This is a genomic window from Streptomyces incarnatus (genome assembly GCF_001027185.1).
In the GTDB taxonomy this organism is placed as follows: Bacteria; Actinomycetota; Actinomycetes; order Streptomycetales; family Streptomycetaceae; genus Streptomyces; species Streptomyces puniciscabiei.
This window is the reverse complement of sequence record NZ_CP011497.1, coordinates 7,872,104-7,897,380: the sequence shown is the minus strand read 5'-3', so window position 1 is coordinate 7,897,380 and position 25,277 is coordinate 7,872,104. Positions and strand designations below refer to the sequence as shown.

The 25,277-nt window shown below is 72.0% G+C and carries 21 protein-coding genes; 12 read left to right on the top strand and 9 right to left on the bottom strand.

Annotated elements, in window-relative coordinates; all coding sequences use genetic code 11:
• Positions 1 to 10: 10 nt before the first annotated feature.
• Entirely contained in the window at positions 11 to 1,360 is a 1,350-nt protein-coding gene (locus ABB07_RS35995) for a transaminase (protein WP_208902636.1), read from the bottom strand.
• A gap of 290 nt (positions 1,361 to 1,650) precedes the next feature.
• Here ABB07_RS35995 and ABB07_RS35990 point away from each other — a divergent pair, with 290 nt between their 5' ends.
• On the top strand, positions 1,651 to 2,118 hold the full coding sequence (locus ABB07_RS35990; protein ID WP_208902635.1) for a hypothetical protein: 468 nt from the start codon (positions 1,651 to 1,653) through the stop codon (positions 2,116 to 2,118).
• Positions 2,119 to 2,122: 4 nt separating this feature from the next.
• On the opposite strand, the gene ABB07_RS35985 is transcribed toward ABB07_RS35990, so the two are convergent.
• The gene (locus ABB07_RS35985; protein ID WP_208902634.1) at positions 2,123 to 2,350 is read right to left on the bottom strand and encodes a hypothetical protein; all 228 of its coding nucleotides are present in this window, start codon (positions 2,348 to 2,350) and stop codon (positions 2,123 to 2,125) included.
• 295 nt (positions 2,351 to 2,645) lie between these two features.
• Here ABB07_RS35985 and ABB07_RS35980 point away from each other — a divergent pair, with 295 nt between their 5' ends.
• Positions 2,646 to 3,893, top strand: coding sequence for a serine hydrolase domain-containing protein (locus ABB07_RS35980; protein WP_208902633.1), 1,248 nt, complete (start codon positions 2,646 to 2,648; stop codon positions 3,891 to 3,893).
• 124 nt (positions 3,894 to 4,017) lie between these two features.
• On the opposite strand, the gene ABB07_RS35975 is transcribed toward ABB07_RS35980, so the two are convergent.
• The gene (locus tag ABB07_RS35975) at positions 4,018 to 5,574 is read right to left on the bottom strand and encodes a helix-turn-helix domain-containing protein (protein ID WP_244189631.1); all 1,557 of its coding nucleotides are present in this window, start codon (positions 5,572 to 5,574) and stop codon (positions 4,018 to 4,020) included.
• Between the two features lie 347 nt (positions 5,575 to 5,921).
• Here ABB07_RS35975 and ABB07_RS35970 point away from each other — a divergent pair, with 347 nt between their 5' ends.
• The 3 genes from ABB07_RS35970 to ABB07_RS35960 all read left to right on the top strand — a co-directional run bounded on the left by ABB07_RS35970 (position 5,922) and on the right by ABB07_RS35960 (position 8,764).
• Positions 5,922 to 6,542 (top strand): L-threonylcarbamoyladenylate synthase, encoded by a 621-nt coding sequence (locus tag ABB07_RS35970; RefSeq protein ID WP_208902631.1) that lies wholly within the window; start codon positions 5,922 to 5,924, stop codon positions 6,540 to 6,542.
• A gap of 113 nt (positions 6,543 to 6,655) precedes the next feature.
• A complete protein-coding gene (locus ABB07_RS35965; protein WP_208902630.1) occupies positions 6,656 to 7,411 on the top strand; it encodes a dienelactone hydrolase family protein in 756 nt (251 codons plus the stop codon).
• Positions 7,412 to 7,588: 177 nt separating this feature from the next.
• A complete protein-coding gene (locus ABB07_RS35960) occupies positions 7,589 to 8,764 on the top strand; it encodes a glycoside hydrolase family 64 protein (protein WP_208903765.1) in 1,176 nt (391 codons plus the stop codon).
• Positions 8,765 to 8,811: 47 nt separating this feature from the next.
• Here ABB07_RS35960 and ABB07_RS35955 read toward each other — a convergent pair whose 3' ends face one another.
• The gene (locus ABB07_RS35955; protein WP_208902629.1) at positions 8,812 to 11,217 is read right to left on the bottom strand and encodes a M4 family metallopeptidase; all 2,406 of its coding nucleotides are present in this window, start codon (positions 11,215 to 11,217) and stop codon (positions 8,812 to 8,814) included.
• 430 nt (positions 11,218 to 11,647) lie between these two features.
• On the bottom strand, positions 11,648 to 11,935 hold the full coding sequence (locus tag ABB07_RS35950) for a DUF1905 domain-containing protein (protein ID WP_208902628.1): 288 nt from the start codon (positions 11,933 to 11,935) through the stop codon (positions 11,648 to 11,650).
• A gap of 93 nt (positions 11,936 to 12,028) precedes the next feature.
• Here ABB07_RS35950 and ABB07_RS35945 point away from each other — a divergent pair, with 93 nt between their 5' ends.
• Positions 12,029 to 13,531 (top strand): metallophosphoesterase family protein, encoded by a 1,503-nt coding sequence (locus tag ABB07_RS35945; RefSeq protein WP_208902627.1) that lies wholly within the window; start codon positions 12,029 to 12,031, stop codon positions 13,529 to 13,531.
• 68 nt (positions 13,532 to 13,599) lie between these two features.
• Positions 13,600 to 14,628 (top strand): LLM class flavin-dependent oxidoreductase, encoded by a 1,029-nt coding sequence (locus ABB07_RS35940; RefSeq protein WP_208902626.1) that lies wholly within the window; start codon positions 13,600 to 13,602, stop codon positions 14,626 to 14,628.
• 24 nt (positions 14,629 to 14,652) lie between these two features.
• Here ABB07_RS35940 and ABB07_RS35935 read toward each other — a convergent pair whose 3' ends face one another.
• The 3 genes from ABB07_RS35935 to ABB07_RS35925 all read right to left on the bottom strand — a co-directional run bounded on the left by ABB07_RS35935 (position 14,653) and on the right by ABB07_RS35925 (position 18,469).
• On the bottom strand, positions 14,653 to 15,555 hold the full coding sequence (locus ABB07_RS35935) for an NADP-dependent oxidoreductase (RefSeq protein WP_208902625.1): 903 nt from the start codon (positions 15,553 to 15,555) through the stop codon (positions 14,653 to 14,655).
• 297 nt (positions 15,556 to 15,852) lie between these two features.
• Positions 15,853 to 16,848, bottom strand: a complete 996-nt coding sequence (locus ABB07_RS35930) for a TauD/TfdA dioxygenase family protein (RefSeq protein WP_208902624.1) — start codon at positions 16,846 to 16,848, stop codon at positions 15,853 to 15,855.
• 58 nt (positions 16,849 to 16,906) lie between these two features.
• The gene (locus ABB07_RS35925) at positions 16,907 to 18,469 is read right to left on the bottom strand and encodes a glycoside hydrolase family 32 protein (protein WP_208902623.1); all 1,563 of its coding nucleotides are present in this window, start codon (positions 18,467 to 18,469) and stop codon (positions 16,907 to 16,909) included.
• A gap of 150 nt (positions 18,470 to 18,619) precedes the next feature.
• Here ABB07_RS35925 and ABB07_RS35920 point away from each other — a divergent pair, with 150 nt between their 5' ends.
• Genes ABB07_RS35920 through ABB07_RS35905 form a run of 4 tightly spaced genes read left to right on the top strand, consistent with a single transcriptional unit; the run spans position 18,620 to position 23,323 of the window.
• Positions 18,620 to 20,029 carry an extracellular solute-binding protein gene (locus ABB07_RS35920; RefSeq protein ID WP_208902622.1) on the top strand — a complete coding sequence of 470 codons (1,410 nt, stop codon included), beginning with the start codon at positions 18,620 to 18,622 and terminating at the stop codon, positions 20,027 to 20,029.
• Positions 20,026 to 21,039: a carbohydrate ABC transporter permease gene (locus tag ABB07_RS35915; RefSeq protein ID WP_244189630.1), complete on the top strand. Its 1,014-nt coding sequence runs from the start codon at positions 20,026 to 20,028 to the stop codon at positions 21,037 to 21,039. The genes ABB07_RS35920 and ABB07_RS35915 overlap by 4 nt, the downstream gene beginning before the upstream one ends.
• A 14-nt stretch (positions 21,040 to 21,053) precedes the next feature.
• A complete protein-coding gene (locus tag ABB07_RS35910; protein ID WP_208902621.1) occupies positions 21,054 to 21,926 on the top strand; it encodes a carbohydrate ABC transporter permease in 873 nt (290 codons plus the stop codon).
• Positions 21,923 to 23,323, top strand: coding sequence for a glycoside hydrolase family 32 protein (locus ABB07_RS35905; protein ID WP_208902620.1), 1,401 nt, complete (start codon positions 21,923 to 21,925; stop codon positions 23,321 to 23,323). Before ABB07_RS35910 ends, ABB07_RS35905 begins: the two co-directional genes overlap by 4 nt.
• On the opposite strand, the gene ABB07_RS35900 is transcribed toward ABB07_RS35905, so the two are convergent.
• Entirely contained in the window at positions 23,286 to 24,350 is a 1,065-nt protein-coding gene (locus ABB07_RS35900; RefSeq protein WP_208903763.1) for a LacI family DNA-binding transcriptional regulator, read from the bottom strand. The two genes, ABB07_RS35905 and ABB07_RS35900, sit on opposite strands and share 38 nt — an antisense overlap.
• 93 nt (positions 24,351 to 24,443) lie before the next feature.
• On the opposite strand from ABB07_RS35900, the gene ABB07_RS35895 reads away from it, so the two are divergent.
• Complete coding sequence (locus ABB07_RS35895; protein WP_208902619.1) at positions 24,444 to 25,274, top strand: aldo/keto reductase; 831 nt, start codon at positions 24,444 to 24,446, stop codon at positions 25,272 to 25,274.
• Positions 25,275 to 25,277: the final 3 nt, after the last annotated feature.

Here is a 25,277-nt window from a genome sequence, read left to right as displayed (position 1 = left end):
CCCTGGTGCTTCAGTCCGCGAGCTCGGCGAGCGCCGCGGCGAAGACCTCGGTGTGGGTGTCGACGTCCTGCTCGGTGGTGTCCGGGCACATGAGCGCCATGTTGTGGAACGGCGTCAGCAGGATGCCCCGGTTGGCCAGGTAGAGGTGCAGGAAGTCCTCCAGCTCCGGGTCGGAGACGGCTGCGGACTCGGTGCCGGTGCGCGGCGCCGGGCTGGTGAAACGGTACTCGGTGCGGGCGCCGAGCCGGCTCACGGACCAGGGCAGTCGGTGGGCCTCGATGCCTGCCCGGACACCCGCCTCGAAGCGCTCGGAGAGCTTGGTCATCCGGGCGAAGGCCTCGTCGGTGAGGACGTGTTCGAGGGTGGCCCGCATCGCGGCGACCGAGAGCGCGTTGCCGGCGAGGGTGCCGCCGACCCCGCCCATGTCGACGAGGTCGAGGTCGGAGCGGGCCAGCAGCCGGTCGGCGAGCTCGGCGGACAGCCCGTAGGCGCCGGCCGGGATGCCTCCGCCGATGGCCTTGCCGATGGTCAGCAGGTCGGGTTCCAGGTCCCACGCGGCGGTGCAGCCGCCCGGCCCGGCGGAGAAGGTGTGGGTCTCGTCGTTGATGAGCAGGCTGCCGTGGCGCCTGGTCAGCTCGCGGACGCCGGTGAGGTAGCCGGGCTCCGGCAGGACGATGCCGATGTTGGTGAGGGCGGGCTCCATCAGGACGGCGGCGACGTCACCGTGGGCCAGCTCGCGCTCCAGTCCGGCGAGGTCGTTGAACTCGGCCACCCGGCTGGTCAGGGTCACGTCGCACGGCGCGCCGACGTTGCCTGGGCGGGCGGTACCCGCGCCGTCCGGGCCGACGACGATCAGCGACTCGTCGACGCTGCCGTGGTAGCAGTAGCTGTTCACCAGGATCTTCGGGCGCCCGGTGACGGCCCGGGCGAGCCGGATCGCCCAGCGGTTGGCGTCGGTCGCGGTGAGCGAGAAGCTCCAGCGCGCCAGGCCGAACCGCCGGGTCAGCTCGGCGCCGACCCACTCCGCGTCCTGGGTCGGCAGCATGGCCGTGGCCCCGCCCAGCTCGGAGAACCGGCGCTGCACGGCCTCGGTGACCGGGGCGGGCGAGTGGCCCGCCATCGCGCCGGTGTCGCCGAGGCAGAAGTCGATGTACTCGTGCCCGTCCACATCGGTGACCCGGGCCCCGCGCGCACCGGCCAGGTAGCGGGGAAAGGCACCGGCCGTCTTGTTCATCCAGGTCATCGGCACCCGGCCGAAGAGGTGCCCGGCCCCCGCATAGGCCGCGCGCGAGCGCGGGCCCAGGCGCTCGGCCTCGGCACTCTCGCGGGCCAGGAGGGCGGGCAAGCGCGTGCGGTCCATGGAGTACCTCGCTGGGGAAGGTGACGATTGCGGTGACTCTACGCCTGAAACAGCAGCTGACTCAACATATTGCACGCGATTCGATTGTCAGCACGCTCGAATCGAGCGCCGACGTCCATGTCCAGCCACCTCGCGGATGACGCGCCACCCTCCCCCAACTGGCGAACCCGCGGCCGGAGTTCGAACGTTGCGGCGCAAACGCCAGGGTTCGCCACCCCTTCCGCCGCGTAGAAATATCTACGAGCATGCATATGCCGAGGGCAGGCGGACGAGGACACCCGGAGCGGTGCATGACGAACACGATGTGGACGCGGGGCGTGGAGTGGCTGGCCGCGGCGGCGGCGGACCCGCGCTCGTGCAAATGGGAGTGGGATCACGGCGAGGGCATCGCCCTGCTGGAGGCGGGCCGCTTCTGGGACGTGCTGAGCGTCCCGGAGCGGCTCGGCCTGCTCACCCTCGACCTGCTGTTCCGGCCCGGAATGCCCGTGCCGGGGCCGACGCTCGTCGACACGGCGGCGGGCCGGGTCGGGTTCTTCCTGCCGCCGGACCCCTCCGGGGGCTGGGTGGGCGCGGGTCTGCGGCACACGACCAAGGGGGCCTGGGTAGCCGTACCGCCGCCGTACCGGCCCGCGCGTTTCCTGGAGTGGCTCGTGCCGCCGGACGGCTCCGGCGCGCTGCACTCGCCCGGTGTCCTGGAGGAGTCCCTGCGCCAGGCCAACGGCGCCCTCGCGGTCCTCGCGCCGGTGTGCGGGCAGTGACGGTTCAGGCGCGCCCGGACGTGTGCCGCGCACCCGGGCCGGCTCCGGGGCGGGCGGCCGACAGCGCGCCGGTGTCCGCGGGCACGGCCCGTCCCTGCGCCCGCCACTCGGCGACGAGGCCGGCGTAGATCGGCTCGCGGGCCCCATCCACCTGCGCCGGCCGGCCCGCGCGGCGCATCCGGTCCAGCCGGTCGAGCCAATCCAAGCGGTGCGCCGGATCGAAGCGGTTCATGCCGGGGCAACGCCCGGTGTCCGTCACCGGTACGGCCCGCCCCCAAGGCTCACCGGGTCGGGTGAGGCCGTCGCCCGAACGGGGCGTTCCGCCCGTCGGACAAGCATCCCATCGACAGGCGTCTCGGCAGCCTTCTCGCCAGGCTTCTCGGCAGGCTTCTCGGCAGGCTTCGAGGGGGGCGGCCGCCGGTTCCGCCCGGCGGGCGCGGCGGGGGGTGCGCTCCTATGCTGGGTGGGTCAGGGCTCCGACATCCCGCTCAGCGCACGCCCACCTCCCACGTGCTTGGAGTCAGCCCATGTCGCACACGTCCGCACGCCTGAGGGGGGCCGCGGTCGCCGTGGCGGTGGGGGCGCTGCTGGCGCCGGTCGCCGCCGGGCCGGTATGGGCGTCCCCGGCCGCCGGGCCGGCCGCCCTCACCGCCGGCTCGCCCGGGCCGAGCCCCTCGGGCACCGCCGTCCGCGACCTCACCCCCGGCGTGGCACGCCAACTGGACGCCGCGGTGCGCACGGTGATGCGCGCGGCGGACATCCCCGGTGTGACCGTGGGCATCTGGACGCCGGGACAGCCGAGTTACGTCCGCTCCTTCGGGGTCGCCGACAAGGCCACCGGCCGGCGGATGGCGCCGGACCTGTACATGCGCATCGGCAGCGAGACCAAGACGTTCACCGTGACCGCGCTGCTGCAGCTGGTGGACCGGAGGAAGGTGGGCCTCGACGACCCGATCGGCAGGTACGTCGACGGCGTGCCGAACGGCGGCAGGATCACGCTGCGTCAGCTCGCCGACATGCGCAGTGGGCTGTTCAACTACTCCGAGGATCCGGACTTCTACAAGGCGCTCACCTCCGACCCGCAACGGCCCTTCACACCACGTCAGTTGCTCGCCTACTCCTTCAAGCACCCGGTGCTGTTCCAGCCGGGGCAGAGGTTCTTCTACTGCAACACCAACCTGATCCTGCTCGGACTCGTGGTGGAGAAGGAGAGCGGACAGCGGCTCGGGGACTACATCAGGCAGCACGTCCTCGATCCGGCCGGCATGGATCACACGCTCTTCCCGGCCGGCACCGAGTTCCCCGCCCCACACGCGCAGGGCTACACCGGGCAGACGGCGAACGGCGAGGAAGCCGACGCCGCCGACTGGAACCCGTCCTGGGGCTGGGCGGCCGGCGCGATCATCTCGGACCTCCGGGACCTGCACACCTGGGCGCCCACGGTCGCCACGGGCAGGTTCCCGGACGGCAGCCGGATGGTGGGTGCCGCCACCCAGAAGCAGCGGCTGACCACCCCGGGGACCGGCACGATCAAGGGTGCGGGATACGGCCTGGGCATCTTCGACGTCCAGGGCTGGATCGGCCACAACGGCTCCCTGCCGGGCTACGAGACGCTGACCGTCTACCTGCCCGCGACTGGGACGACGCTGGTCGTGCTGCTCAACACGGACACCGCCTACCGGTCGCAGGAACCCAGTACCGTGCTGGGCGAGGCCATCACGAAGGTCATCTCACCGGCGCACGTGTACCGCCTCCCCGTCACACGGACCGGATGAGGCGGGCGGGCACGCGGGGCCGCGACCGGTCCCCCGTTCCGGTCGTGCCCCGCGGACTGCCGAAGCTACGCGCGCTGCCGGACCTGGGGTAGTGCACCCGTGCCCGGCACGGCCCGCACGGGGCTCACCGCTGCACAGACGCGTCCGGTTGGTCCGCCTTCGCCGCGCCGGGGCCGGGCGCGCCGAGGCCGGGCACGGGCAGCTCGCCCGTGACGAGCTGAGCGAGGACGACCTCGTACAGGCCGGTGCCGCCGGCCGTCAGTCTGCGTTCCAGGACCCCTTCGGCGGCGCGGACGTGTTCGCGCACGGTCTGGGCGTGTACGCCGAGGGCCCGGGCGGCGTGTTCGGCGTGCGCGTCGGCCCGGGTCCAGGCGCGCAGGGTGCCCCGCAGATCCCGGCCGTCCTCGTCGAGGCGGCCGAGCAGCCCCTCCGCCCAGGAGCACAGCACGTCGGTCGCGAGCAGCTCGGTGAGCCGGATCCGGGCCGGCGGACCGGATGCGCCGCCGGCCTGGCCGTACGAGCCGTGCGCGGCTTCGGTGTTGAGGGCGGCGTGGACGACGGCGCGGACGGGCAGCCGGGTGAGGTCGGCGCCGAGCAGGGCGGCGACCCGGTCCATCCGGGCGCGGACCGTGTTGCGGCTGACGCCGAGCACCTTGGCCGCGTTCACGGCGGTGAACTCCAGGCCCAGCCGGGTGGTGGCGAGCAGTTCGGCGCGCACGTGGTGCGCCAGCGCATCGAGCGGGTGCAGCACGGCCGCGGCCCAGGCCCGCAGCGCCTCGGGGTCCATGAGCTGTGCGGGGCGGGTGCGGGCGGCGTAGACGGCGTACCGGTCGGGCCGGAAGCGGGCCACGGCGAGCGCGGTGACGGCCTGTCCGTAGGCGGTGGCGGTCAGGGCGAGGCGCTGCCGGGGACTGCCGCCGAGGAAGGTGCCGGGCCGGCCGCCGACGAGGGACCGCAGCCGCTCCTCCACCTCGGCGGACGGCCCGAGGACGATGACGTGTTCGTCCACCGCGGGGCAGCGCACGACCAGCGCCCGGCCCTCGGTGGCGGCCACGCACGCGTCGGCGAGCCGGTCGCGTTCCACGGCCGTGTCCTCCAGGACGTAGACACGGGCGGTGTCCTGCTCCAGCAGGCCCGGCCAGAGCCCGGCGGCGACCCGGCGGGCGGAGACGGTGTCCTCCACCATGAGCAGTTGCAGGATCGCCAGCCGCAGATCGGCCGTGGCCCGCCGCAGCCGCCGCGCGGACTCGGCCGACCCCCGTTCCCCGAGCAGCAGTTCCAGTACGCCGGCGGTGTGGCCGAGGATCTCGGTGGTGCGCCGGTCGAAGGGCTCCGTGCGGGCCACGGCGAGGACGGCTCCGGCCGCCGGGCCGGGCCCCGGCTGCCGTATCCCGACCAGCCGCACGTGCCGTGCCCCGTCGCCGAGGGACGCGGCGGAGACCCGGCCGGTGGCGACGCCGGCGACGACGGCGGGGTCGAGCGGCAGCCGCTCACCGGCGAGCAGTGCACCGCGGTCGTCCTGCAGGCACACCGACGCGCTCACGGTCCGGGCGAGCCAGTCGACGAGCCGGCGCGGATCGCGCCCGGCGGGCCGCAGCTGGTCCAGCAACTCCTGCGCCCAGGCGCTGTCCCCGCCGTACGGCTGCTGCAACGCCGGGCCCTCGTCCGGTCGGCCGGCCACCTGCCGCTCGCCTCGCCTCCGTGTTGACCTGGACCTACGCATCCGCACGTTACCGGACGCGGCTGTGCACCCGCGCCGGACACGGCTCCGCCGGCGGCCCGGGGGGGTGGGCCGCCGGCGGAGACCTCGCGTCCGGGGCCGGGGGGAGGCCTCGGACTGCTCACGGGGCGGCTGCCCCGAAATCCGGGAAGTACGCGAACGACACCGAGGAGGCCCGTCCCGGGCGCGCCCGGCATGCTCCGGCGGACGGGCGCCGGGCGCGCACAGGTATGAGGCCATGGCGGTGCCGCAGTGCCCACGCGACCGCGGTGCGCGCCCGCCGCCCGCTCACGGCATAAGCTCGGTGAATGGCGAAGTACTTCGACGTTCACCCCGAGAACCCGCAGCCGCGCAGCATCACCCAGATCGCCGACGCGGTCCGCTCGGAGGCGCTCATCGCATACCCGACCGACTCCTGTTACGCGCTGGGCTGCCGGCTGGGCAGCCGGGACGGCATGGACCGGATCCGTTCCATCCGCCAACTGGACGACCGGCACCACTTCACCCTGATGTGCCGGGACTTCGCCCAGCTCGGCCAGTTCGTACGGGTGGACAACGACGTCTTCCGGGCCGTGAAGGCGTCCACGCCCGGCAGCTACACCTTCATCCTCCCGGCCACCCGCGAGGTGCCGCGCAAGCTGCTGCACCCGAAGAAGAAGACCGTGGGCGTCCGCATCCCCGACCATGTGGTCACCCAGGCGCTGCTGGCGGAGCTGGGCGAGCCGCTGCTGTCCAGCACGCTGCTGCTGCCGGACGAGGAGGAGCCGCTGACGCAGGGCTGGGAGATCAAGGACCGGCTCGACCACGTGGTGGACGCGGTGGTCGACTCGGGTGACTGCGGCACCGAGCCGACCACGGTCGTGGACTTCTCCGGCGGCGAAGCGGAGATCGTGCGGCGGGGCGCCGGGGACACCGGCCGTTTCGAGTGAGGGTGCGGCCCACCGTGCGGTGGCGCCGATCTTGCGTGACAGCATGGGCCGCAGTCCCGGCGCCGGGGGCCACCGCCGCCCGGCGCCCGTCCCTCCAGGGAGGCCTCCTCACCATGACCGATGTCCAGGGAACCGACCTCGACATCCAGACCGAGGACGGCGTCGCCGACGCCTACCTCGTCCGCCCGGCGGACGGACGTCCCCGTCCGGGTGTGCTGTTCTACATGGACGCCTACGGCCTGCGCCCGCACCTGAGGTCGATGGCCGACCGGCTGGCCGCCGCCGGCTACACGGTGCTGGTGCCCAACGTGACCTACCGCCTCGGCCGGGCGCCGGTCATCGAGCTGCCGGAGTTCATCGACCCGGGCGCCGACCCGACCATCTGGGAGCGGCTCGGCCCGATCGTGTTCTCGCTCACCCAGGACCTGATCGAGCGTGACTCCGCCGCCTATCTGCGCTGGATGGCCGACAGCCCGCTGGTCGCCGACGGGCCGGTCGGGGTCACCGGCTACTGCATGGGCGCCCGGCTCGCCCTGTGGACGGCGGCGGCGCACCCGGACCGGGTGGCGGCCGCTGCCGGGTTCCACGGAGCCGCGCTCGCCATCGACGATCCGACCAGCCCGCACCTGGGTGCCCCGCGCATCGCCGCGGAGCTGTACCTCGGACACGCCGACAACGACCCCTCGCTGCCCCCGGAGCAGATCGAGCGCTTCGAGAAGGCCCTGACCGAGGCGGGAGTCCGGCACACCTGTGAGGTCTACGCGGGTGCCCGGCACGGCTACACGCAGGCGGACACGACCGCGTACGACCGAGAGGCCACCGAACGGCACTGGGCGGCCCTGCTCGACCTGCTCGCGCGCACCTTCTGACACCGGCTCACGGCGCCTGCCGGTCGGCGGGCGCCACAAGCGGATCTGTTCATTGCATTGACATGAACGCGTACCAGTATCAGCCTGAGAGCGCTCTCAGAACAGGTACGGACCAATATCCGTACGACCCCGACCCCACACGGAGGCAAGAGAGTGCCACATCAACTCACCCGCCCCATGCTGCCCTTGGCCGCCACCGCAGCCCTGGTCGGCGGAGTGCTCGCCCTGGGCACCCCGGACCACGCCGGTGCCGCCGTACCGGACACCGTCCCGCTGAAGATCACCAACAACTCGGGCCGCTCCGAACCTGTCTACGTCTACGACCTCGGCACCCAGCTGTCCTCCGGGCAGCAGGGCTGGGCCGACGCGAACGGCGGCTTCCACGCCTGGCCGGCGGGCGGCAATCCGCCGACGCCCGCCCCGGACGCGGCGATCGCCGGCCCGGCCCCCGGGCAGTCCAAGACGATCCGGATACCGAAGTTCTCCGGCCGGATCTACTTCTCCTACGGCCGGAAACTGGACTTCCGGCTGACCACCGGCGGCCTGGTGCAGCCCGCCGTGCAGAACCCCTCCGACCCCAACCGGAACATCCTGTTCAACTGGTCCGAGTACACCCTCAACGACTCCGGGCTGTGGCTGAACAGCACCCAGGTGGACATGTTCTCCGCCCCGTACGCGGTCGGCGTGCAGCGCTCCGACGGCAGCGTGAGCAGCACCGGACACCTGAAGTCCGGTGGTTACAACGGCTTCTTCGACGCGCTGCGGAGCCGGCCGGGCGGCTGGTCCGGGCTGATCCAGACCCGCTCCGACGGCACGGTGCTGCGCGCCCTGTCACCGCTGTACGGCGTGGAGACCGGGGCCCTTCCGGCGAGCGTGATGGACGACTACGTCAACCGGGTCTGGCAGAAGTACACGACGTCGACGCTGACCGTCACGCCGTTCGCCGACCAGCCGAACACCACGTACTACGGCCGGGTCTCGGGCAACGTCATGAACTTCACCAACGCCTCCGGCGCGGTCGTCACCAGCTTCCAGAAGCCGGACGCGGACAGTGTCTTCGGCTGCCACAAGCTGCTCGACGCGCCGAACGACAACGTGCGCGGCCCCATCTCCCGTACGCTGTGCGCCGGTTTCAACCGCTCGACCCTGCTGGTCGACCCGAACCAGCCGGACACCTCGACGGCCGCCTTCTACCAGGACGCGGTGACGAACCAGTACGCGGGTGCGGTGCATGCCCAGATGGCCGACGGCAAGGCCTACGCCTTCGCCTTCGACGACGTCGGCAACCAGGAGTCGCTGGTCCACGACGGCAGCCCGCAGCAGGCGTACCTCACGCTGGATCCGCTCAGCTGACATGCCACGGCCCCGCACCGCGCGGGTGCGGGGCCGCGTCGGGTGACTCAGCCGGTCGTCAGGGCGGTGTCGTCCACGACGAAGCCGGTCTGCAGCGAGGAGTCCTCCACGCCGTTGAACTTCAGGGTGACCGTCTGGCCCGCCAGCGAGGACAGGTCGAAGGTCTTCTGGCCGTAGCCGAAGGCGGCGTTGAGGTTCGAGTAGGTCGCGAGGGTCTTCGAACCCGCGGTCACCGTCAGCTTGTCGTACTGGGTGCTGGTGGTGGTCTCCGAGGTGTCGATGTGCAGGTAGAAGGTCAGCGTCGCCTTGCAGCCCGCGGGGATGGTCACCGACTGGGACAGCGTGTCGGTGTGCGAGGAGCCGTAGCCGTCGAGCCAGGCCTTGTAGGAGCCGCCGTGGGCCGCCTCACCGGAGTCGTTGGTGATGACGCCGCTGGTCGCGCTCCAGCCGGTGCCGCCGGACTCGAAGCCCGGGTTGCTCAGCAACTGGGCCGCGGTGCAACCGCCGCCGCCACTGGAGTTGACCGTCCAGGTGAAGGTCGCCGTACCGGTGGCGCCGGTGGAGTCGGTCACCGTCACCGTGGTGTTGTAGGTGCCCGCGGTGGTGGGCGTGCCGGTGATCAGGCCGGTGGAGCTGTTGATCGACAGGCCCGCGGGCAGGCCGGAGGCGCTGTAGGACAGCGCTCCGCTGTTGGTGCTGCTCGCCTGGACCTGCAGGCTCACGGCGGTGCCGACGGTGGAGGTCTGGCTGCCCGGGTTGGTGACCGTCACTCCGCTGCTCGGCGGTGTGATGTGGCTGCCGACGTTGATGCCGGCGAAGGCGTTGCCGACGCCCGCGTACTGCGTGGAGTTGGTGCCGTACAGGGCGGCTGCCGCGTTCAGGGCGGCGGTGCGGGCGCCCGCGTAGTCGGTGCTCGACGTCATGTACGACGTCAGCGCCTTGTACCAGATCTTCAGGGCGGCGTCGCGGCCGATGCCGGTGACGGCGACGCCGTCGGAGGTCGGGCTGTTGTAGGTCACGCCGTTGATGACCTTCGTGCCGCTGCCCTCGGAGAGCAGGTAGAACATGTGGTTCGCCGGGCCCGAGGAGTAGTGCACGTCGAGGTTGCCGACGCCGGAGTACCAGCTGTCCGCCGAACCGCCGTCCTTGCTCGGCTTGTCCATGTACCGCAGCGGGGTGCCGTCGCCGTTGATGTTGATCTTCTCGCCGATGAGGTAGTCACCGGGGTCGGAGCTGTTGTTGGCGTAGAACTCCACGCCGGTGCCCATGATGTCGCTGGTGGCCTCGTTCAGGCCGCCGGACTCACCGGTGTACTCCAAACCCGCCGTGTTGGAGGTGACGCCGTGGCTCATCTCGTGCCCGGCGACGTCGAGCGAGGTCAGCGGGTCGTTGTTGTTCGAGCCGTCGCCGTAGGTCATGCAGAAGCAGCTGTCGTCCCAGAAGGCGTTGACGTAGTTGCTGCTGTAGTGGACGCGGCTGTAGGCGGCGACGCCGTCGTTGCGGATGCCGCTGCGGCCGAAGGTGTTCTTGTAGAAGTCCCAGGTCTCCTGCGCGCCGTAGTGGGCGTCGGCGCCCGCGGTGGCGGCGTTGGAGTTGGTGCCGTCGCCCCAGGTGTCGTTGCTCTGCGAGAACAGGGTGCCGGTGCCCGAGGTGCCGTGGTTCAGGTTGTACGTCTTGTGGCCGCCGCGTGACTGGTCGTTGAGCGTGTACGTCGAGCCCGACTGGGTCGTGGTCAGCGTGACCTGCCCGCTGTAACGGGTGTTGCCGACACCGGTCTCGACCGCCTGGTACCGGTACAGCTCCTTGCCGGTGGTGGCGTCGGTGATGACGTGCAGCCGGCTGGGCGTGCCGTCGTCCTGGAAGCCGCTGACGACCGTCTCCCAGGCGAGCCTCGGGGTGCCGGTGCCGGCCCAGATCACCTTGCGGGCGCTGTCGGCGGCGGGCTTCTTCGCGTCGAGGGACTTGGCGGTCTGCAGCGCCTTGGCCTCGGCGGCCGACCTGGCGAAGGTAGCGGTGGTGGAGGCGACCTGGATCCTGTGCTTGTTGTTGAAGGTGGTGGTCACGGTGCCCGCGGCGAGGGAGGCCGGCGGGATGTGCACGACGAGGTCGCCGCCGAGGACGGGAAGTCCGGCGTAGGTGCGCTCGTACCGGGTGTGCAGGGTGCCGTCGTTGTCCTTGACGACGTCCTTGACGACCAGCTTCTCCTTCGCCCCGAGCCCCAGGGTACGGGCGGTCGCGGCGGTCTTCTGCTGGGCGCTGCTGATCAGCGCCTGGTGCTGGGCCGGGCTGAGCCTTGCCTCCAGGCCGCCGGTGCGCAGCGCGCTGGGGTGGGGAGCGGCCGGCTTGGCGACGGCCGGGGCGGCCTGCATGCCGAGGGCGAGAAAGGCCGCGGCGGAGACCAGGGCGGCTCCTGCCGTGGCACGCTTGTGGGGAAGGCGTCTGTGGGGTCTCACTCGTACTCCTCCTGCTGCGGCCGCTGGGTCGCGACCGGTGACAGACGGGCAGCCGGGTCTGCTGCCCGGGTGAGCTGAGCTGTGCGGAGCGTGGATCCGTGTACGGGTTGTGAAGGATCGACGTGCGCACGCGGAGGATGACAGGCTTGACTAGGCCATGTCATCACAGGCGCGGTCAATCGAGGGTTTTCCCTACGAGGCGGCTCGGGGCTCCACTCAGATGCCGGCGCAGGAACCGCGACCACCGCCCGTGCCCAGCGGCGCCCGGGCAGGCCCCCGGCGGGTGCGGACCGGCCCGCCCGCTGGGCGGAGCACCCGCCTCGGTTCCCCAGTGACGACCGCACACGAACGCCTGGCGAGGGCAGAGCGCGGTGAGTGGGCCGGTGCCGGAGGGGAGCCGGGCGTCACGCCTCCGGTCTCGCCGCAGGACTCACAGGCGTACCGTCATCGCGACGGTCACCTCGTCACCCGGCGCGAGGCCCTCCGGCCGGCGCACGGCGCTCTTGAGCGGCAGCAGGTACCCGCCGTCCTTGGGGAAGAGGGACGTGGTGAAATCCGTGCCGCCGATTCTGGCCTCGACCGGGATCACGCCCCAGCCGTAACTGGCCAGCGCGGCCACCTCACGGATGTCGGCGCACTCCGCCTCCGGCACGGCGACGAAGTAGTACGGCGCCGGCCCCCGCCACTGAACGACCCGTCCGGCGAAGGCGAGTTCCATGGTCTGCCTACCCCTTTCCCGAAGCGGCTTCCCAGCGTACCGGCCGCGACCCCGGCAACCGCCCCTGACCGGCGCGTTGTTACGGTGCACGGTGTGTCTGACTCCTCGCGCGATACCGCACAGGGCGCCGGCTGGGGCTCGGCCGAGCCCGGCGCCTACAAGCAGCTGATGCCGGACCACGTCGAGAAGCTGTCGTGGCTGAATCCCCGGACCCTGTGGGCCGCCCGCAACGGCGTGCTGGCGTCCTGGTTCGGCGATCCCACGGGTCGTACCCGCAGCCGCTGGGTGGCGCGCCGGGAGGCGGCGGGGGCACCCGCCGACAAGGTGATCGAGCGGCAGGCCGGCGACCGGTTCTCCTTCATGGTCATCGGCGACACCGGCGAGGGAGACGACCCCCAGTACGCCGTCGTGCCAGGCTTTCTGAAAGTGAGTCAGGGCACGGACTTCGCGGTGATCGCGAGCGATGTCATCTATCCCGTCGGCAGCACCGACGACTACGGCAGCAAGTTCTTCCGTCCCTACCAGGACTATCCGGCGCCGATCTACGCGATACCGGGCAACCACGACTGGTACGAGGATCTCGGCGCCTTCATGCGCGTCTTCTGCGCCGACACCCCGCCGCTCGACCCCGAGCCCCGGCCGCGCCCGCTCGGCCGCGCCTGGTGGCGGTCCCTGCTGTGGCACCGGCCCCGGCCGGCCGACGAGCAACGGCTCGCCGCCGCACGGGAGTTGCGGTCCGCGCCCGCCCAGCAGGCCGTGCAGCCGGGGCCGTACTGGGCGATCGACGCGGGTCCGCTGCGGATCGTCGGCATCGACACCGGTCTGCTCGGCACGATCGACGCCGAACAGGGCGCGTGGCTGCGCGAGGTGTCCCGGGGCCCCCGCCCGAAGATCCTGATCACCGGGTCGCCGCTGTACGTCGACGGCGAGCACCACCCGTGCGCGATCGAGGGCGGTGGGACGGTCGACGCCATCGTCCGGGACCCGGAGCACCACTATGTGGCCGCGATCGGCGGCGACATCCACAACTACCAGCGCTATCCGGTCGACGTGGGCGGCCGCACCATCCAGTGCGTCGTCGCGGGCGGCGGCGGGGCGTTCATGCACGCCACGCACACCATCCCGCGGATCTCGGTCGCGGGGGTCACCGAGCGGGACTTCCGCTGCTACCCGCTGCGCGGCGATTCCCTGGCCTTCTACAGCCGCCTGTACGGCCGCCGGCTGCTGCTGCGCCGCTTCTTCACCCTGACCGAGGCGGAGGCCACGGCGGTCGTCGCCGAACGCCTCGGCATCGAGCCGGGCCGCAAGCCCGCCCCCGGCGCCCGGGTCACCCGGCGCGCCCGGCTGGTCGCGAGCCTCCTCGGCACCGGTGGCCGCCCCGACCGTACGTCCCGGGTCCGGCTGCCCGTGCGCAAGGCCTACACCCAGCTGTTCTCGCCGGGCTCGGCGACCTACAGCCCGCCCTTCTTCAAGTGCTTCCTGCGGCTGGACGTCACCCCGGACGCCGTCCGGCTGCGCTGCTTCGCCGCTACCGGCAACCGGGCGCAGGAGGTCGATCCGCCGGTCGAGGACGAGGTCGTCATCCCGCTGAAGTGATCACACGGTTGTCACACCCGCCTGCCAGAATCGAGGGGCGAAGCGCCGTACGACCGCTGGAGGAGCCCATGCCACCCACTCCCCGCCCGCTGCGCAAGCTGGGCTTCCTCACCATCGGCCTGTTCGACCCGGCGGATCCGGCGCGGGGCCACGAGTCCACCCTGGAGATCATCGAGCTGGGTGAGCGGCTCGGCTTCGACAGCGCCTGGCTCCGCCACCGCCACCTGCAGTACGGCATCTCCTCCCCGGTCGCCGTCCTCGCCGCCGCCTCCCAGCGCACCCGCCGCATCGAGCTGGGCACCGCGGTGATCCCGCTGGGCTGGGAGAACCCGCTGCGTCTCGCCGAGGACCTGGCGACGGTGGACGTCCTGTCCGGGGGCCGGCTGAACCCGGGCGTCAGCGTGGGCCCGCCGATGCACTTCGAGCAGGTCAAGGACGCCCTCTACCCGGACACGGCCGACACCGAGGACTTCTCCTACGAGCGGGTGCGGCGGCTGCTGGACCTGGTGCGGGGCAAGCCCGCGACCGACTTCAGCGGGGTCGAGGGCTTCGAGGTGTTCAGCGATGTGGTCCAGCCGCACTCCCCCGGGCTCGGCCGGCGGCTGTGGTACGGCGGCGGGAGCCTGGGCTCGGCGCGCTGGGCGGGCGAGCACGGCATGAACTTCCTGACCAGCAGCGTGGTCAAGGCGGAACAGCCGGACGGGCCATGGGACTTCGCCGAGATCCAGCTCTCCCTCGTCCAGGAGTTCCGCGACCGTCACCCCGACGGCGAGGCGGCCCGGGTCTCGCAGGGCTTGGTCGTGATACCCACCGACTCCGCGAGCGAGGAGCAGCGCGCCAAGTACGAGGCGTACGCGGCCAAGCGGCTGCCCCGCACGGCCTCCCCGCAGGGCCCGGGCCGGCTGCTGTTCGCCCCGGACCTGGTCGGCACCTCCGAGGAGATCGCCGAACGGCTGCACGCGCACGCCGCGTTCCGGGAGGTGGACGAGGTGGCCTTCGCGCTGCCGTTCACCTTCGACCACGAGGACTACGTCCAGATCCTCACGGACATGGCGACGAAGCTGGGACCCGCACTGGGGTGGAAGCCGACGAGCTGAGACCAACCCCCCTTTGAAAACAGGTCAGTCCACGAGCAGCACGAGTTTGCCGCGCACCGTCCCGGCTTCGCCGACGCGGTGCGCGTGGGCCACCTCGGTCAAGGGGAATGTCTGGCCCACCCGGATGGAGAATCGTCCCCTCTCGGCCATGTGGGCGACCTGGGCCAGCGCATAGGTGGCGCGGCCGGTGTCGCCGCGGCTGAAGCGGACGCCCGTCTGCCGCGCGCCGCGGAAGTCGGCGACCGTGATCACCCGCTCGGGTGCGCCCGCGAGGGCCACGAGTTCGGGAAGGACGCCGCTGCCCGCGACGTCCAGTGCGAAATCGACACCCGACGGCATGATCTGCCGGACTCGCTCCGGCATCCCGTCGCCGTAGGCCACCGGCTCCGCTCCGAGTGAGCGGAGGGCAGCGTGCGTGCCCGGACTGCCCGTGCCGATGACGCGCGCGCCGCGCTCCGCGGCGAGTTGCACAGCGGCACTCCCGACGCTGCCGGATGCCCCGTTGATGAGCACGGTGCTGCCCGCTGTGACGCCCAGCTGGTCGAGCGAGCGCGCCGCGGTCTCGGCTGCCGCCGGGATCGCCGCAGACCGCGCGCAGTCGAGCGAGTCCGGGATCGGGGCCCAGGAGGACAGCACGGCCAACTCCGCCTGGGCGGCTCCGTAGGGTGAGGCTCCGAAGACCCGGTCGCCCACCGCGACACCCGAGACGCCGTCGCCGATCTCGTCAACGACGCCCGCGGCCTCGTAGCCCAGGGTCTGTGGCAGTTCCTGGTCCATCAGGCCCTGACGCTTCTTCCAGTCGCTGGCGTTGATCCCCGCGGCACGAACCCTGATCCGTATCTCCCCCGCGCCGGGGCGGGGATCGGGGAGGTCGACGATCTCAAGGACCTCAGGGCCGCCGAACCTGCTGAACTGTGCTGCCCTCATGACGCACTCCTTCCGCGGAAGGAGTGGCGGATCGTCCGACACCGCGTGTGCGCGTACTCCCAGTCCGGCCATCCGCCCGGCCCAGAGCACGTTTCTACTCCGATGCACGGACCCTACGTCATGGCCGCCCGCCGTGGCGAGCTGCGTCCGGAGCCACCTCGCCCCCCACAGCCGGGACCGGACCAGCTCCGGGCGATCCGGGGTGAGGCCGCCGAGCAGAGCGCGAACGACACGCACGGGTGGGAGGAGCTGCCGGCCGCTCTCCGGCGCCCCGCTCGGTCGCCGCGCCGGGCCGGTTCACCAGCGGCCCGCTTTCGTGCCCACCACCGCCTCCGACCGCCTCCCGTCCACTCCCACCGGTACCTCCCCGGCGAGCATCACCCGGTGCATGATCCGGGGGGAGCCGACGTGGGCGTTGTCGCTCGGGGCCAGGTGGATGGTGGCCCGGTTGTCCCAGAAGGCGACACTGCCCGGCTCCCAGCGGAAGCGCACGGTGTACTCGGGGCGGACGGCCTGCTCCAGCAGCATCTCCAGCAGTGCCGCGCTCTCCGGGCGGGAGACGTCGGTGATCTGTTCCAGGTAGTAGCCGTTGACGAACAGCACCCGCTCCCCCGTCTCCGGATGCACCCGGACCAGCGGGTGCACCGAGGCCACCTGGTGGTCGAGGAGATGACGCAGGTAGGCGTCGTCGCCGGGCCGGGGCTGGTAGCCCACGCCGAGCCGGTGCTCGGCGCGCAGCCCGTCCACGAAGGCGCGGACCGGTGCGGACAGGCCTGCGTAGGCGGCGGCCAGGTTGGCCCAGGTGGTGTCGCCGCCGTACGGCGGGACGGTCTCGGCGCGCAGGACGGTCGCTGCGGGCGGGTCGATCCGGGCGCCGTGGTCGCAGTGCCAGCCGCGCAGCAGCGTGTGCCGGCGCCGCCGCAGCCACTCCTCGTGCTCCATGCCGAACCGCCCGCCCAGCTCCAGCCGGTCGGCGGTGGTCTCCACCTCGGGGAAGCCGGCCGGTGAGGCGCTGCCCCGCCGGCCGAGCACGACGGGTTCGCCGAACCGGCGGGCGAAGGCGACGTGCCCGGCGTGGTCCAGGTCCTGTCCGCGGAAGAAGACCACCTTCCAGCGCAGCAGGGTCCGCCGGATCAGGGCCACCACGGCGTCGTCCAGGGGCCTGGCGAGGTCGACGCCGGTGATCTCGGCGCCGATGTGCCCGGCGGCCGGCCTCACCTCCACGCCCGGCACCTCGAGCTCCACGCCCTCGGCCCGCTCCGTCTGATCCGCGGTGGCCCTGTGCGTCGTCATCGCGCGCTCCCGTGCTCGTCCGAACCGGCTCCACCGAAGATCGTGGCACCCCCGGCCCTCACACGGCGAACTCCCGGACGACCGTGTTCCGGAACACCGCCGTGCCGCCGGCCGCGAAGAGGGCCAGCCGGTCGTCGACCAGGTACGGGAACACCTCGCTGGAGTGCACGTACCGGCCGTCGTCCACGAACATCTCGACCGAGGTGCGGTCCACCAGGATGCGCAGCCTGACCCGGCCGGCGCCGGGGTCGAAGGGCGTACGGCTCTCCTGCCGGTTGCCACTGGTGTCGGGGCCCACGGTGCCGCGCCGGTTGAGGAAGGCGTAGTCGCTCCACACCCCCGCGTCGATGTGCCGCCCGCCGTCGGGTGAGCGGCGCAACTGCACGCCGGCTCCGGTGAGTTGTGACCAGGTGATCTCCGTCGTCAGCTCGTAGGAGATGCCCGTGTAGTCGAGGAGGCGGGTGCCGTCGACGGTGAGGTCGCCGAGGTCCACCGTGTGAGAGACGTAGGAGTCGAGCGCGGGGACGGGGCGGGAGGCCAGGTAGTAGGCGCCGGTGGCGGACTTCACCAGCGTGATCTCGCGGACGATCGAGTCGGTGCCGTTGAAGCCGTCCGCGTCGATGGTGGGTGTGGTGTGGGCGTACGCCCAGCTGTTGAGCCAGCCGAGGGCGTAGCGCGCCGCCGGGTCCGGTGAGCCGTCCGCCAGCCGTTTTTCGAAGGTGACCGCCGCGTACCAGTCCCAGCCGTGGTCGAGCCACTGCGGGTCGGCGGAGTCGGGGGTGAACGAACCGCCGTCGAAGGAGCCCGTCCAGTAGGCGTACGTGGCCGGCTGCCCGGACCCCGTACCGTCCGCGCTCGCCCCCAGCACCCACTTCGCCGTGCCGTCGTCGGCGGTGATGCGGAACAGGTCGGGGCATTCGAGCACGCCGATGCCGTCCTTGACGTAACCGCCCGCTTGGGTCCAGGACTTGAGGTCGGCCGAATGGTAGAAACCGATCCTGTCGCCCTGGGCGAGGGCCATCACCCAGCGGTCGTGCTCGTCGTCGCGGACCACCTTCGGGTCGCGGAAGTCGGCACCCACACCCGGACTGGCCAGTACGGGATCGGTGCCGTGGTTCGTGAACGTCCGGCCGCCGTCCGTGGAGTAGTACAGGAACTGCTCCTGGTGGTCGGTGCCGCCGCCGGGTGACATCGTGACGACGGCGACCACCGCACCCGCGCCGAAGCCGGCCGTGTCGCCGCTGTCGACCACGGCCGAGCCCGACCAGACGTCGCCGTTGACGGTGGTGTCCTTGGGCACGGCGATCCCCCGGTCGGTGAAGGAGACCAGGTCGGTGCTGGTGGCCAGGCGCCAGGCGGTGCCCACCTCGCCGCCGTCGAGGTAGTCGGCGTTGTAGAGGTAGTAGTAGTGGTACTCGCCGTCGATCCAGACCGGGCGCTGGGGGTCGTTCTTCCACTGGTCGGGAACCGTGAAGTGGTAGTCCGCGCGGTAACTCAGGCACTTCCGGGCCGACTTGGGTCTCGGCTTCGGCCCGGCGCCGGCGGGTGCCGCGGGCAGCAGTGCCGCGCCGGCTCCGGCGGCGGTCGCGGCGAAGAGGGATCTTCTGGTCGGGCCACGCATCACGCATCGGTCCTCTCGTGGCGGTTCATGGCACCAGGACTGTGGGACCTAACTCGTTAAAGGTCAAGCGTCCTGACGCCTTGACAGGGACGTAACACGCTTCTCATCATCTGGGTCATCTCACCTTTCCTAACACGAGTTAGGCACCTGATGACCGACTCGCACCTCTCCCGCCGCGCACTGCTGCGGTACGGCGCCTACGGCGCGGGGGCCGCGGCCCTCGCCGGTACCGCCGCGAGCTGGGACCGCCTCACCGGAGCGGACATTCCGGGCCGCGACGACGGCTCCCTGGTCGTCGCGACCCTGGGCTCCGCGTTCTCCCCGGACGGAATCCGCGCCCTGGTCGCCGGCTTCCGCAGGCTGCACCCCGACATCAAGGTCCGCATCAACGCCGTACAGGCCGTTGACTGGTCGGACTTCTTCGCCAAGATCCTCACCCAGATCGCGGCGGGCACCGCGCCCGACCTGGTGTATGTGGCCACCGAGGGCGTGCAGTTGTTCGCCCGGCACCTGGGTGTGGCGCTGGACCGCTGGGTGCGGCGGGACGCGGCGGAGCTGAAGGAGTACTTCGCCGACGTCCATCCCTCGCTGGTGGAGTCGATGATGTACGAGGGCAGCCTGTACCAGCTGCCGATCGAGTTCAACGCGGCCGACATGTACCTCAACACCCGGGTGGTGGAGCGGGCGGGCGCGGACCTCCCGGCGGACGGCTGGACCCGGGACGACTTCACCGCCCTGCTGCGCCGGATGAAGAAGGCCAACGACGCGCACTTCACGCCGTACTTCTGGACGAACCGGCTGTGGGGCGGGGTGGTGCCGTGGCTGTTCGCGAACGGCACCAACCTGCTCGCCGAGTCCAGGGCACCCGGCGGCCGCTGGCTGTGGGACGCCTTCTATCCGGCGGCGCAGCGGCAGGGCCGTGGCGGCGGCTTCCGCTGGACGACCCCGCAGGCCACCGGCGCCCGGGTCGAGGAGGCGTACGACTATCTCGCCGCCCTGATCGAGGAGGGGCTGTGCACCCGGCCCGAGGGCGGCAACGGCCAGAACCTCATCGGCGTGTTCTCCACCGGCCGGGTGGGCGTGACGCCCGCCGGCGGCTTCTGGGCGGGCGGTCTGCATCTGGCCGGCATGCGCGACGACGCCTTCGACGTGCGGTACTTCCCGCGCTGGCGCACCCAGCGGCACCAGTTCGGCGCGGCCGGCTACGCGCTGCTGCGCACGTCGAAGCGGCAGGACGCGGCCTGGGAGTTCATCAAGTACTCGGCCCGGCTGGACACCCTGACCGAGCTGTTCTCGACCAACCAGACCACCCCGGCCCGCCGTTCGATGCTGACCGCTGCCCGCTACCGGGAGACCGGCCCGGCGCACTGGCGGGTCTTCTACGACACCCTCGACAAGTTCCCCGACACCGGCCCCATTCCGGCCCCGCCGCAGGTCGCCGAGGTGACCCAGGTGCTGCTCAAGCACACCGGGACGGCCCTGGCGAGCCCGCGCTCGGTCGGGCCGGCGCTGCGGCGGATGCAGGGCGATCTGGAGAAGGCCATGGAGCGTGACGTATGACGGACACGACCAACCCGACCAACACGACCGGCACGACCGACGCAACCGGCGCAACGGACGCGACGGACGACCGGATCGCCGCCGTACCGACCCCGGCCGCGTCCCTCGGCGCGGCGGCCGGACGGCGCTCGGCGCGCGAGCGGGGCACGCGGCTGCTGGCGGCACTGTTCCTGGCCCCGACCGTGGCCGGGATCGTGGTCTTCACGGTCGTACCGATCATCGGCTCGGTCGTGTTGAGCCTGTTCCACTGGAACGTGATCGACGCGCCCGGCTTCGCCGGAACGGCCAACTACCGTGAGGTGTTCACCGATTCGACCGTGTTGGTGTCGTTCCGCAACACGCTCGTCTTCATGGTGTTCGCCGTCGCCGCACAGCTGCTGATCGCACTGTCGCTCGCGCTCACCCTGAACGGCCGGATGCCCACGTGGCTGCGCTCGGTCTTCCGCTCGGCGTTCTTCTTCCCGCTCGTATTGTCGGCCGCGTCCATATCGGTCGTGATGAAGTACCTGTTCAACCAGGACTTCGGAGTGGTCAACTGGCTGATCGGGTTGATCGGGATCGCTCCCGTGCCCTGGCTGACCTCCGAGCACGGTGCGATGGCCACGGTGATCATCGTGTACGTCTGGCAGCAGTTCGGCTTCTCGTTCCTGCTGTTCGTGGGCGGTCTGAACAACATCCCGAAGGAGATCCACGAGGCGGCCTCGCTGGACGGTGCGACGGGGCTGCGCAAGCACCTCGCCATCACCCTCCCGCTGCTCTCCCCCACCCTGCTGGTGGCCTCGGTGGTCGGCATCATCAACGCCCTGCAGGTCTTCGAGCAGCCGTACGTGCTCACCGACGGCGGGCCCGGCGACTCCACCCGCACGGTCGTGATGGTCATCTACGAGAAGGCCTTCGAGCAACTGCGCTTCGGTGAGGCGTCCGCGGTGGGCGTGCTGCTGTTCGTGCTGATCATGGCGGTGACCGCCGTCCAGTTCCGGCTCAGCCGGCGTTTCGTCCACTACCAGTGAGCCGGGTGATCCCCTTGAGCCAAGCAACCCTGTCCCGTCAGGCACCCCGTGCCGTCGGCCGCGCCCGGTACGCGCTCGGGCCGTGGGCGCGGATCGCCGGGCTGACCGTGTGCGCGCTGCTCACGCTCGGTCCGGTCGTGTGGACCGTCTCGACCTCGCTGCGCACTCCGGCGGACTCGTTCAATCTGCCCCCGCAGATCGTTCCGGCCCATCCGAGCACGGCCGCCTATCGCGGTGTCTTCGACCAGATCGACGTGTGGCTCCTGGCGCTCAACTCGACCCTGGTGACCGCTTTGATCGCGGTGGGCCAGATGATCACCGCCGGGCTCGCCGGTTACGCGTTCGCCCGGCTCGAGTTCCGGTTCAAGAAGCCGCTGTTCGCTCTGGTCCTGGCGACCATGATGGTCCCGCTCCAGGTCACGATCGTGCCGGTGTTCCTGGTGCTCAAGTCGATGGGCCTGACCGACACACTCCTCGGTCTGATCATTCCGGCGTTCCCGACCGCGTTCGGCACCTTCCTGATGCGCCAGTACTTCCTCGGCATGCCGAAGGACCTCGGCGAGGCCGCGATGCTGGACGGCGCCGGGCCCTGGCGGATCTTCCGGTCGGTGTACGCCCCACTGGCCACCCCGGGCCTGGCGATCGTCGGCGTCCTTGCCTTCAACTACCACTGGAACGAGTTCTTCCGCCCGCTGATCCTGGAGACCTCGGGCCAGAACTACACCCTGCCGCTGGGTCTGGTCTCCCTGCAGGGCAATCTCGGCACCGGCTCCATCTCCGTCGTGCTCGCCGGTGTCGTCCTGTCGATGATCCCCGCCGTCGCCGTGTTCGTCGTCGGCCAGCGCCCTCTCCGCGAGGGCATCACCTCCGCAGGAGTCAACCGTTGAGCCCCGCACGCCCCACCCCGGACCCGGCCGCGCCGCGCTTCCGGGTCCGCCCGCCCACGGGCTGGATCAACGACCCCAACGGCCCCTTCCGCTGGCGTGGCCGCCATCACCTCTTCTACCAGCACAACCCGGCGGCGCCGGTGCACGCGAACGTCCACTGGGGGCACGTCTCCAGCCCCGACCTGGTGCACTGGGAGCACCATCCGATCGCCCTGGCCCCGACCCCGGGCGGCCCCGACGAGGCGGGCTGCTGGTCGGGCTGTGTGGTGGACGACGACGGCGTTCCCACGGCCGTGTACACGGGCGTCGACCACACCCACACCGGTCTGGGCACCATCTGCCTGGCCCGCGCGGCGGACCCCGACGACGAACGGCTGCTCCGGTGGCGTCCCCTGCCCGAACCCGTGGTCGCGGCACCGCCGGCCGGGCTGGACGTGGTGATGTTCCGCGACCCGTTCCTGTTCCGGCACGCCGGGCGGCGCTGGGCGCTGGTCGGCGCGGGCCACGCGGACGGCACCCCGTCGGTCCTGCTGTACGACTGCGCGGAGCTGACCGCGTGGCGGTTCGCCGGCGTGCTGCTGGACGGCCACGACCCGGTCGCCGCGGAAGCGTTCGGTGACAAGGCGGTCGGCTGGGAGTGCCCGCAGCTGTTCGGGACGAGCGGCGGCGAGCACGTGCTGGTGGTGTCCCTGTGGGACGGTGCTCCCTGCTCGACCGCGTATCTGACGGGCCGTCTGGAGGCGGACGGCGAGGGCGGAACGAGGTTCACGGCCCGCGCCGGCGGCCCGCTCGACCTGGGCCGGGACTTCTACGCGCCCGCCGTCCGCCAGGAGCCCGACCGGGTGCTGATGTGGGGCTGGTCGTGGGAGGCGCGGGAGACGGCGGAGGTGCTGGCGGCGGGCTGGGCCGGCACGCTCACCGCGCCGCGCGTCGTCGACGTGCACCCGGACGGCACCCTACGGGTCGAGCCGGCCCGGGAGCTGGAACTCCTGCGCGCTCCGGAGCAGTTCGCGACGGCACCGGGCCGGGTGCCACTCCCGGCGTCGTACGACCTCACCGTCACCGCGCACGGTCCCACGACCGTCACCCTGCTGCGGTCGGCGGACCGGGCGCTCACGCTCCGGCTGGACCCGGCGGCCGGCACGGTCGTCCTGGACCGCGGCGGCCGGCCGCGCACGGGAGCCGGAGGATCGGCACCGCTCACGGTGCGCGTGCCGGCCGCGCCGACCCTCACCGTCCGGGTCCTCGGCGACGGCTCGCTGCTCGAACTCTTCGTCGGGGACCGGGCGACGGTGACCGAGCGGGTCTATCGCCGCCCGGACGACGTCGCCGAGCTGGAGGTCGCCGGGGACGCCGAGGTCAGCGCGTGGGAGCAGGTCCCACCGAGGCGCGGCTGACCACGGGGCAGGCCAGCCGCCGTACCGTGGCGGGCGGGGTGCGGCCGGTGTCGATGGCGTCCAGCAGCAGCCGGGCCGCCGCCTCGCCCATCGCCCGGTGCGGCAGCGCGACCGTGGTCAGGGCAGGGGTGAGGTAGGCCGCCATGTGTTCCTGGTCGTCGTAGCCGACCACCGACAACTCGCCGGGTACGGCGATCCCGAGCCGGGTCGCGGCATGCAGCACGCCTGCCGCGACCCGGTCGTTGTAGCAGAAGATCCCGGTGGGCCTGCGGTGCGGGTCGGTGCCCGCGAGCAGCCCCGTCGCGCCCTGGTGGCCGCCGGCGATCTCGCCCCCGGTGCGCACGACCCACTCCTTGGGCACGGTGACGCCCTCGGCGCGCAGGGCGTCCCGGAAGCCGCGCAGCCGCTCCACGGAGGCGATGTCGTCCTGCCCGCCGACCACGGCGAGCCTGCGGTGCCCCGCTTCCAGCAGCAGCCGCGCGGCCGTGCGCCCGCCGGCCCGCTCGGCCGGGATGACGGCGGGCAGCGAATCGTCCTCGGGCAGACAGTTGGCGAGCACCGAGTGGGTGCGGTGCAGACCCTCGAAGACCCGGACCCGGCGCAGGGACATGGCCGCGTAGATGATGCCGTCGACGCGCCGGTCGAGGAGTTCGGCGACGGCCGCGTCCTCCTTGGCCGCATCGCCGCCGGAGTCCACGGTGAGCACGAGGTGGTCACTCGCCCAGGCGGTCTCCATCGCGCCGCGCAGCAGCCGCCCGGCGAACGGGGACGAGGCGATCTCGTCGGTGACCAGCCCGATCACGGCCGTACGGCGGCGGCGCAGGCCGCGGGCGACCGGGTCGGGCCGGTAGCCGAGCTGGGCGGCGGCCTGCCGGATGCGCTCCTGGGTGGCGGGCGAGAGGTTGCCTTCGGCGCGGCCGTTGAAGACGAAGGAGACGGCGGTGTGCGACACCCCGGCGAGCCGTGCGACATCCCGTGACGTGGGCCGTCCGCCGCCCGTGCCGTTGCTGACCGCGCCGCCGCCCATGCCGTCCGCTGCCCTCTCCCCCACCGTCCGGTTGATCACGCTCACCCTATCCGTGAGGCTGTAGGGACGACACTGTGGAGGGAAGGTCCCATCGTGAACGGCATTCCGGTGCACACGCTCAACGACGGTACGACGCTCCCCGCCATCGGCCTCGGTACCTGGCCGCTGGACGACACGGCGGCCGAGCGGGCCGTACGCTCCGCGCTCGGCCTCGGCTACCGGCTGGTGGACACCGCGGTGAACTACCGCAACGAGACCGGTGTCGGGCGGGGCCTGGCGGGCAGCGGCGTGCCCCGCGAGGAGGTGGCCGTCACCACCAAACTGCCGGGCCGCCACCACGGCTACGAGGAGACGCTCGCGTCCTTCGAGGAGTCCCGGCGGCGGCTCGGCCTGGAGTACGTGGACCTGTATCTGATCCACTGGCCCAATCCCCGGGTCGGCAAGTACGTCGACTCCTGGAAGGCCATGATCAAGCTGCGCGAGGACGGGCTGGTCCGCTCGATCGGTGTCTCGAACTTCACGCCGGAGCAGATCATGCGGCTGGAGAAGGAGACCGGCGTGCTGCCCTCGGTGAACCAGATCGAGCTGCACCCGCTGTTCCCGCAGGAGGAGCTGCGCGCCTTCCACGCGGACCAGGGCATCGTCACCGAGAGCTGGAGCCCGCTGGGCCGGGGCAGCGATCTGCTGGAAGATCCCGCGGTGGCCGAGGTCGGCCGGGCGCACGGGGTGACCCCGGCGCAGGTGCTGCTGCGCTGGCATCTGCAGGTCGGCGCTCTGCCCGTGCCGAAGTCGGCCGACCCGGGCCGGCAGCGCGCCAACCTGGACGTCTTCGGCTTCGAGCTGGACTCGGACCAGCTGGCGGCGATCGGCCGCCGCTCCCCCCGGCGGCTCGGCGGCGACCCCGAGAAGCACGAGGAGTTCTGAAGC

Coding starts and splice junctions, on each gene's coding strand:
- ABB07_RS35985 (WP_208902634.1), bottom strand. CDS start 2,350: ATGAACCGCTTCGATCCGGCGCACCGCTTGGATTGGCTCGACCGGCTG.
- ABB07_RS35980 (WP_208902633.1), top strand. CDS start 2,646: ATGTCGCACACGTCCGCACGCCTGAGGGGGGCCGCGGTCGCCGTGGCG.
- ABB07_RS35995 (WP_208902636.1), bottom strand. CDS start 1,360: ATGGACCGCACGCGCTTGCCCGCCCTCCTGGCCCGCGAGAGTGCCGAG.
- ABB07_RS35920 (WP_208902622.1), top strand. CDS start 18,620: ATGACCGACTCGCACCTCTCCCGCCGCGCACTGCTGCGGTACGGCGCC.
- ABB07_RS35990 (WP_208902635.1), top strand. CDS start 1,651: ATGACGAACACGATGTGGACGCGGGGCGTGGAGTGGCTGGCCGCGGCG.
- ABB07_RS35970 (WP_208902631.1), top strand. CDS start 5,922: ATGGCGAAGTACTTCGACGTTCACCCCGAGAACCCGCAGCCGCGCAGC.
- ABB07_RS35960 (WP_208903765.1), top strand. CDS start 7,589: ATGCTGCCCTTGGCCGCCACCGCAGCCCTGGTCGGCGGAGTGCTCGCC.
- ABB07_RS35935 (WP_208902625.1), bottom strand. CDS start 15,555: ATGAGGGCAGCACAGTTCAGCAGGTTCGGCGGCCCTGAGGTCCTTGAG.
- ABB07_RS35940 (WP_208902626.1), top strand. CDS start 13,600: ATGCCACCCACTCCCCGCCCGCTGCGCAAGCTGGGCTTCCTCACCATC.
- ABB07_RS35950 (WP_208902628.1), bottom strand. CDS start 11,935: ATGGAACTCGCCTTCGCCGGACGGGTCGTTCAGTGGCGGGGGCCGGCG.
- ABB07_RS35965 (WP_208902630.1), top strand. CDS start 6,656: ATGACCGATGTCCAGGGAACCGACCTCGACATCCAGACCGAGGACGGC.
- ABB07_RS35925 (WP_208902623.1), bottom strand. CDS start 18,469: ATGCGTGGCCCGACCAGAAGATCCCTCTTCGCCGCGACCGCCGCCGGA.
- ABB07_RS35900 (WP_208903763.1), bottom strand. CDS start 24,350: ATGGGCGGCGGCGCGGTCAGCAACGGCACGGGCGGCGGACGGCCCACG.
- ABB07_RS35930 (WP_208902624.1), bottom strand. CDS start 16,848: ATGACGACGCACAGGGCCACCGCGGATCAGACGGAGCGGGCCGAGGGC.
- ABB07_RS35915 (WP_244189630.1), top strand. CDS start 20,026: ATGACGGACACGACCAACCCGACCAACACGACCGGCACGACCGACGCA.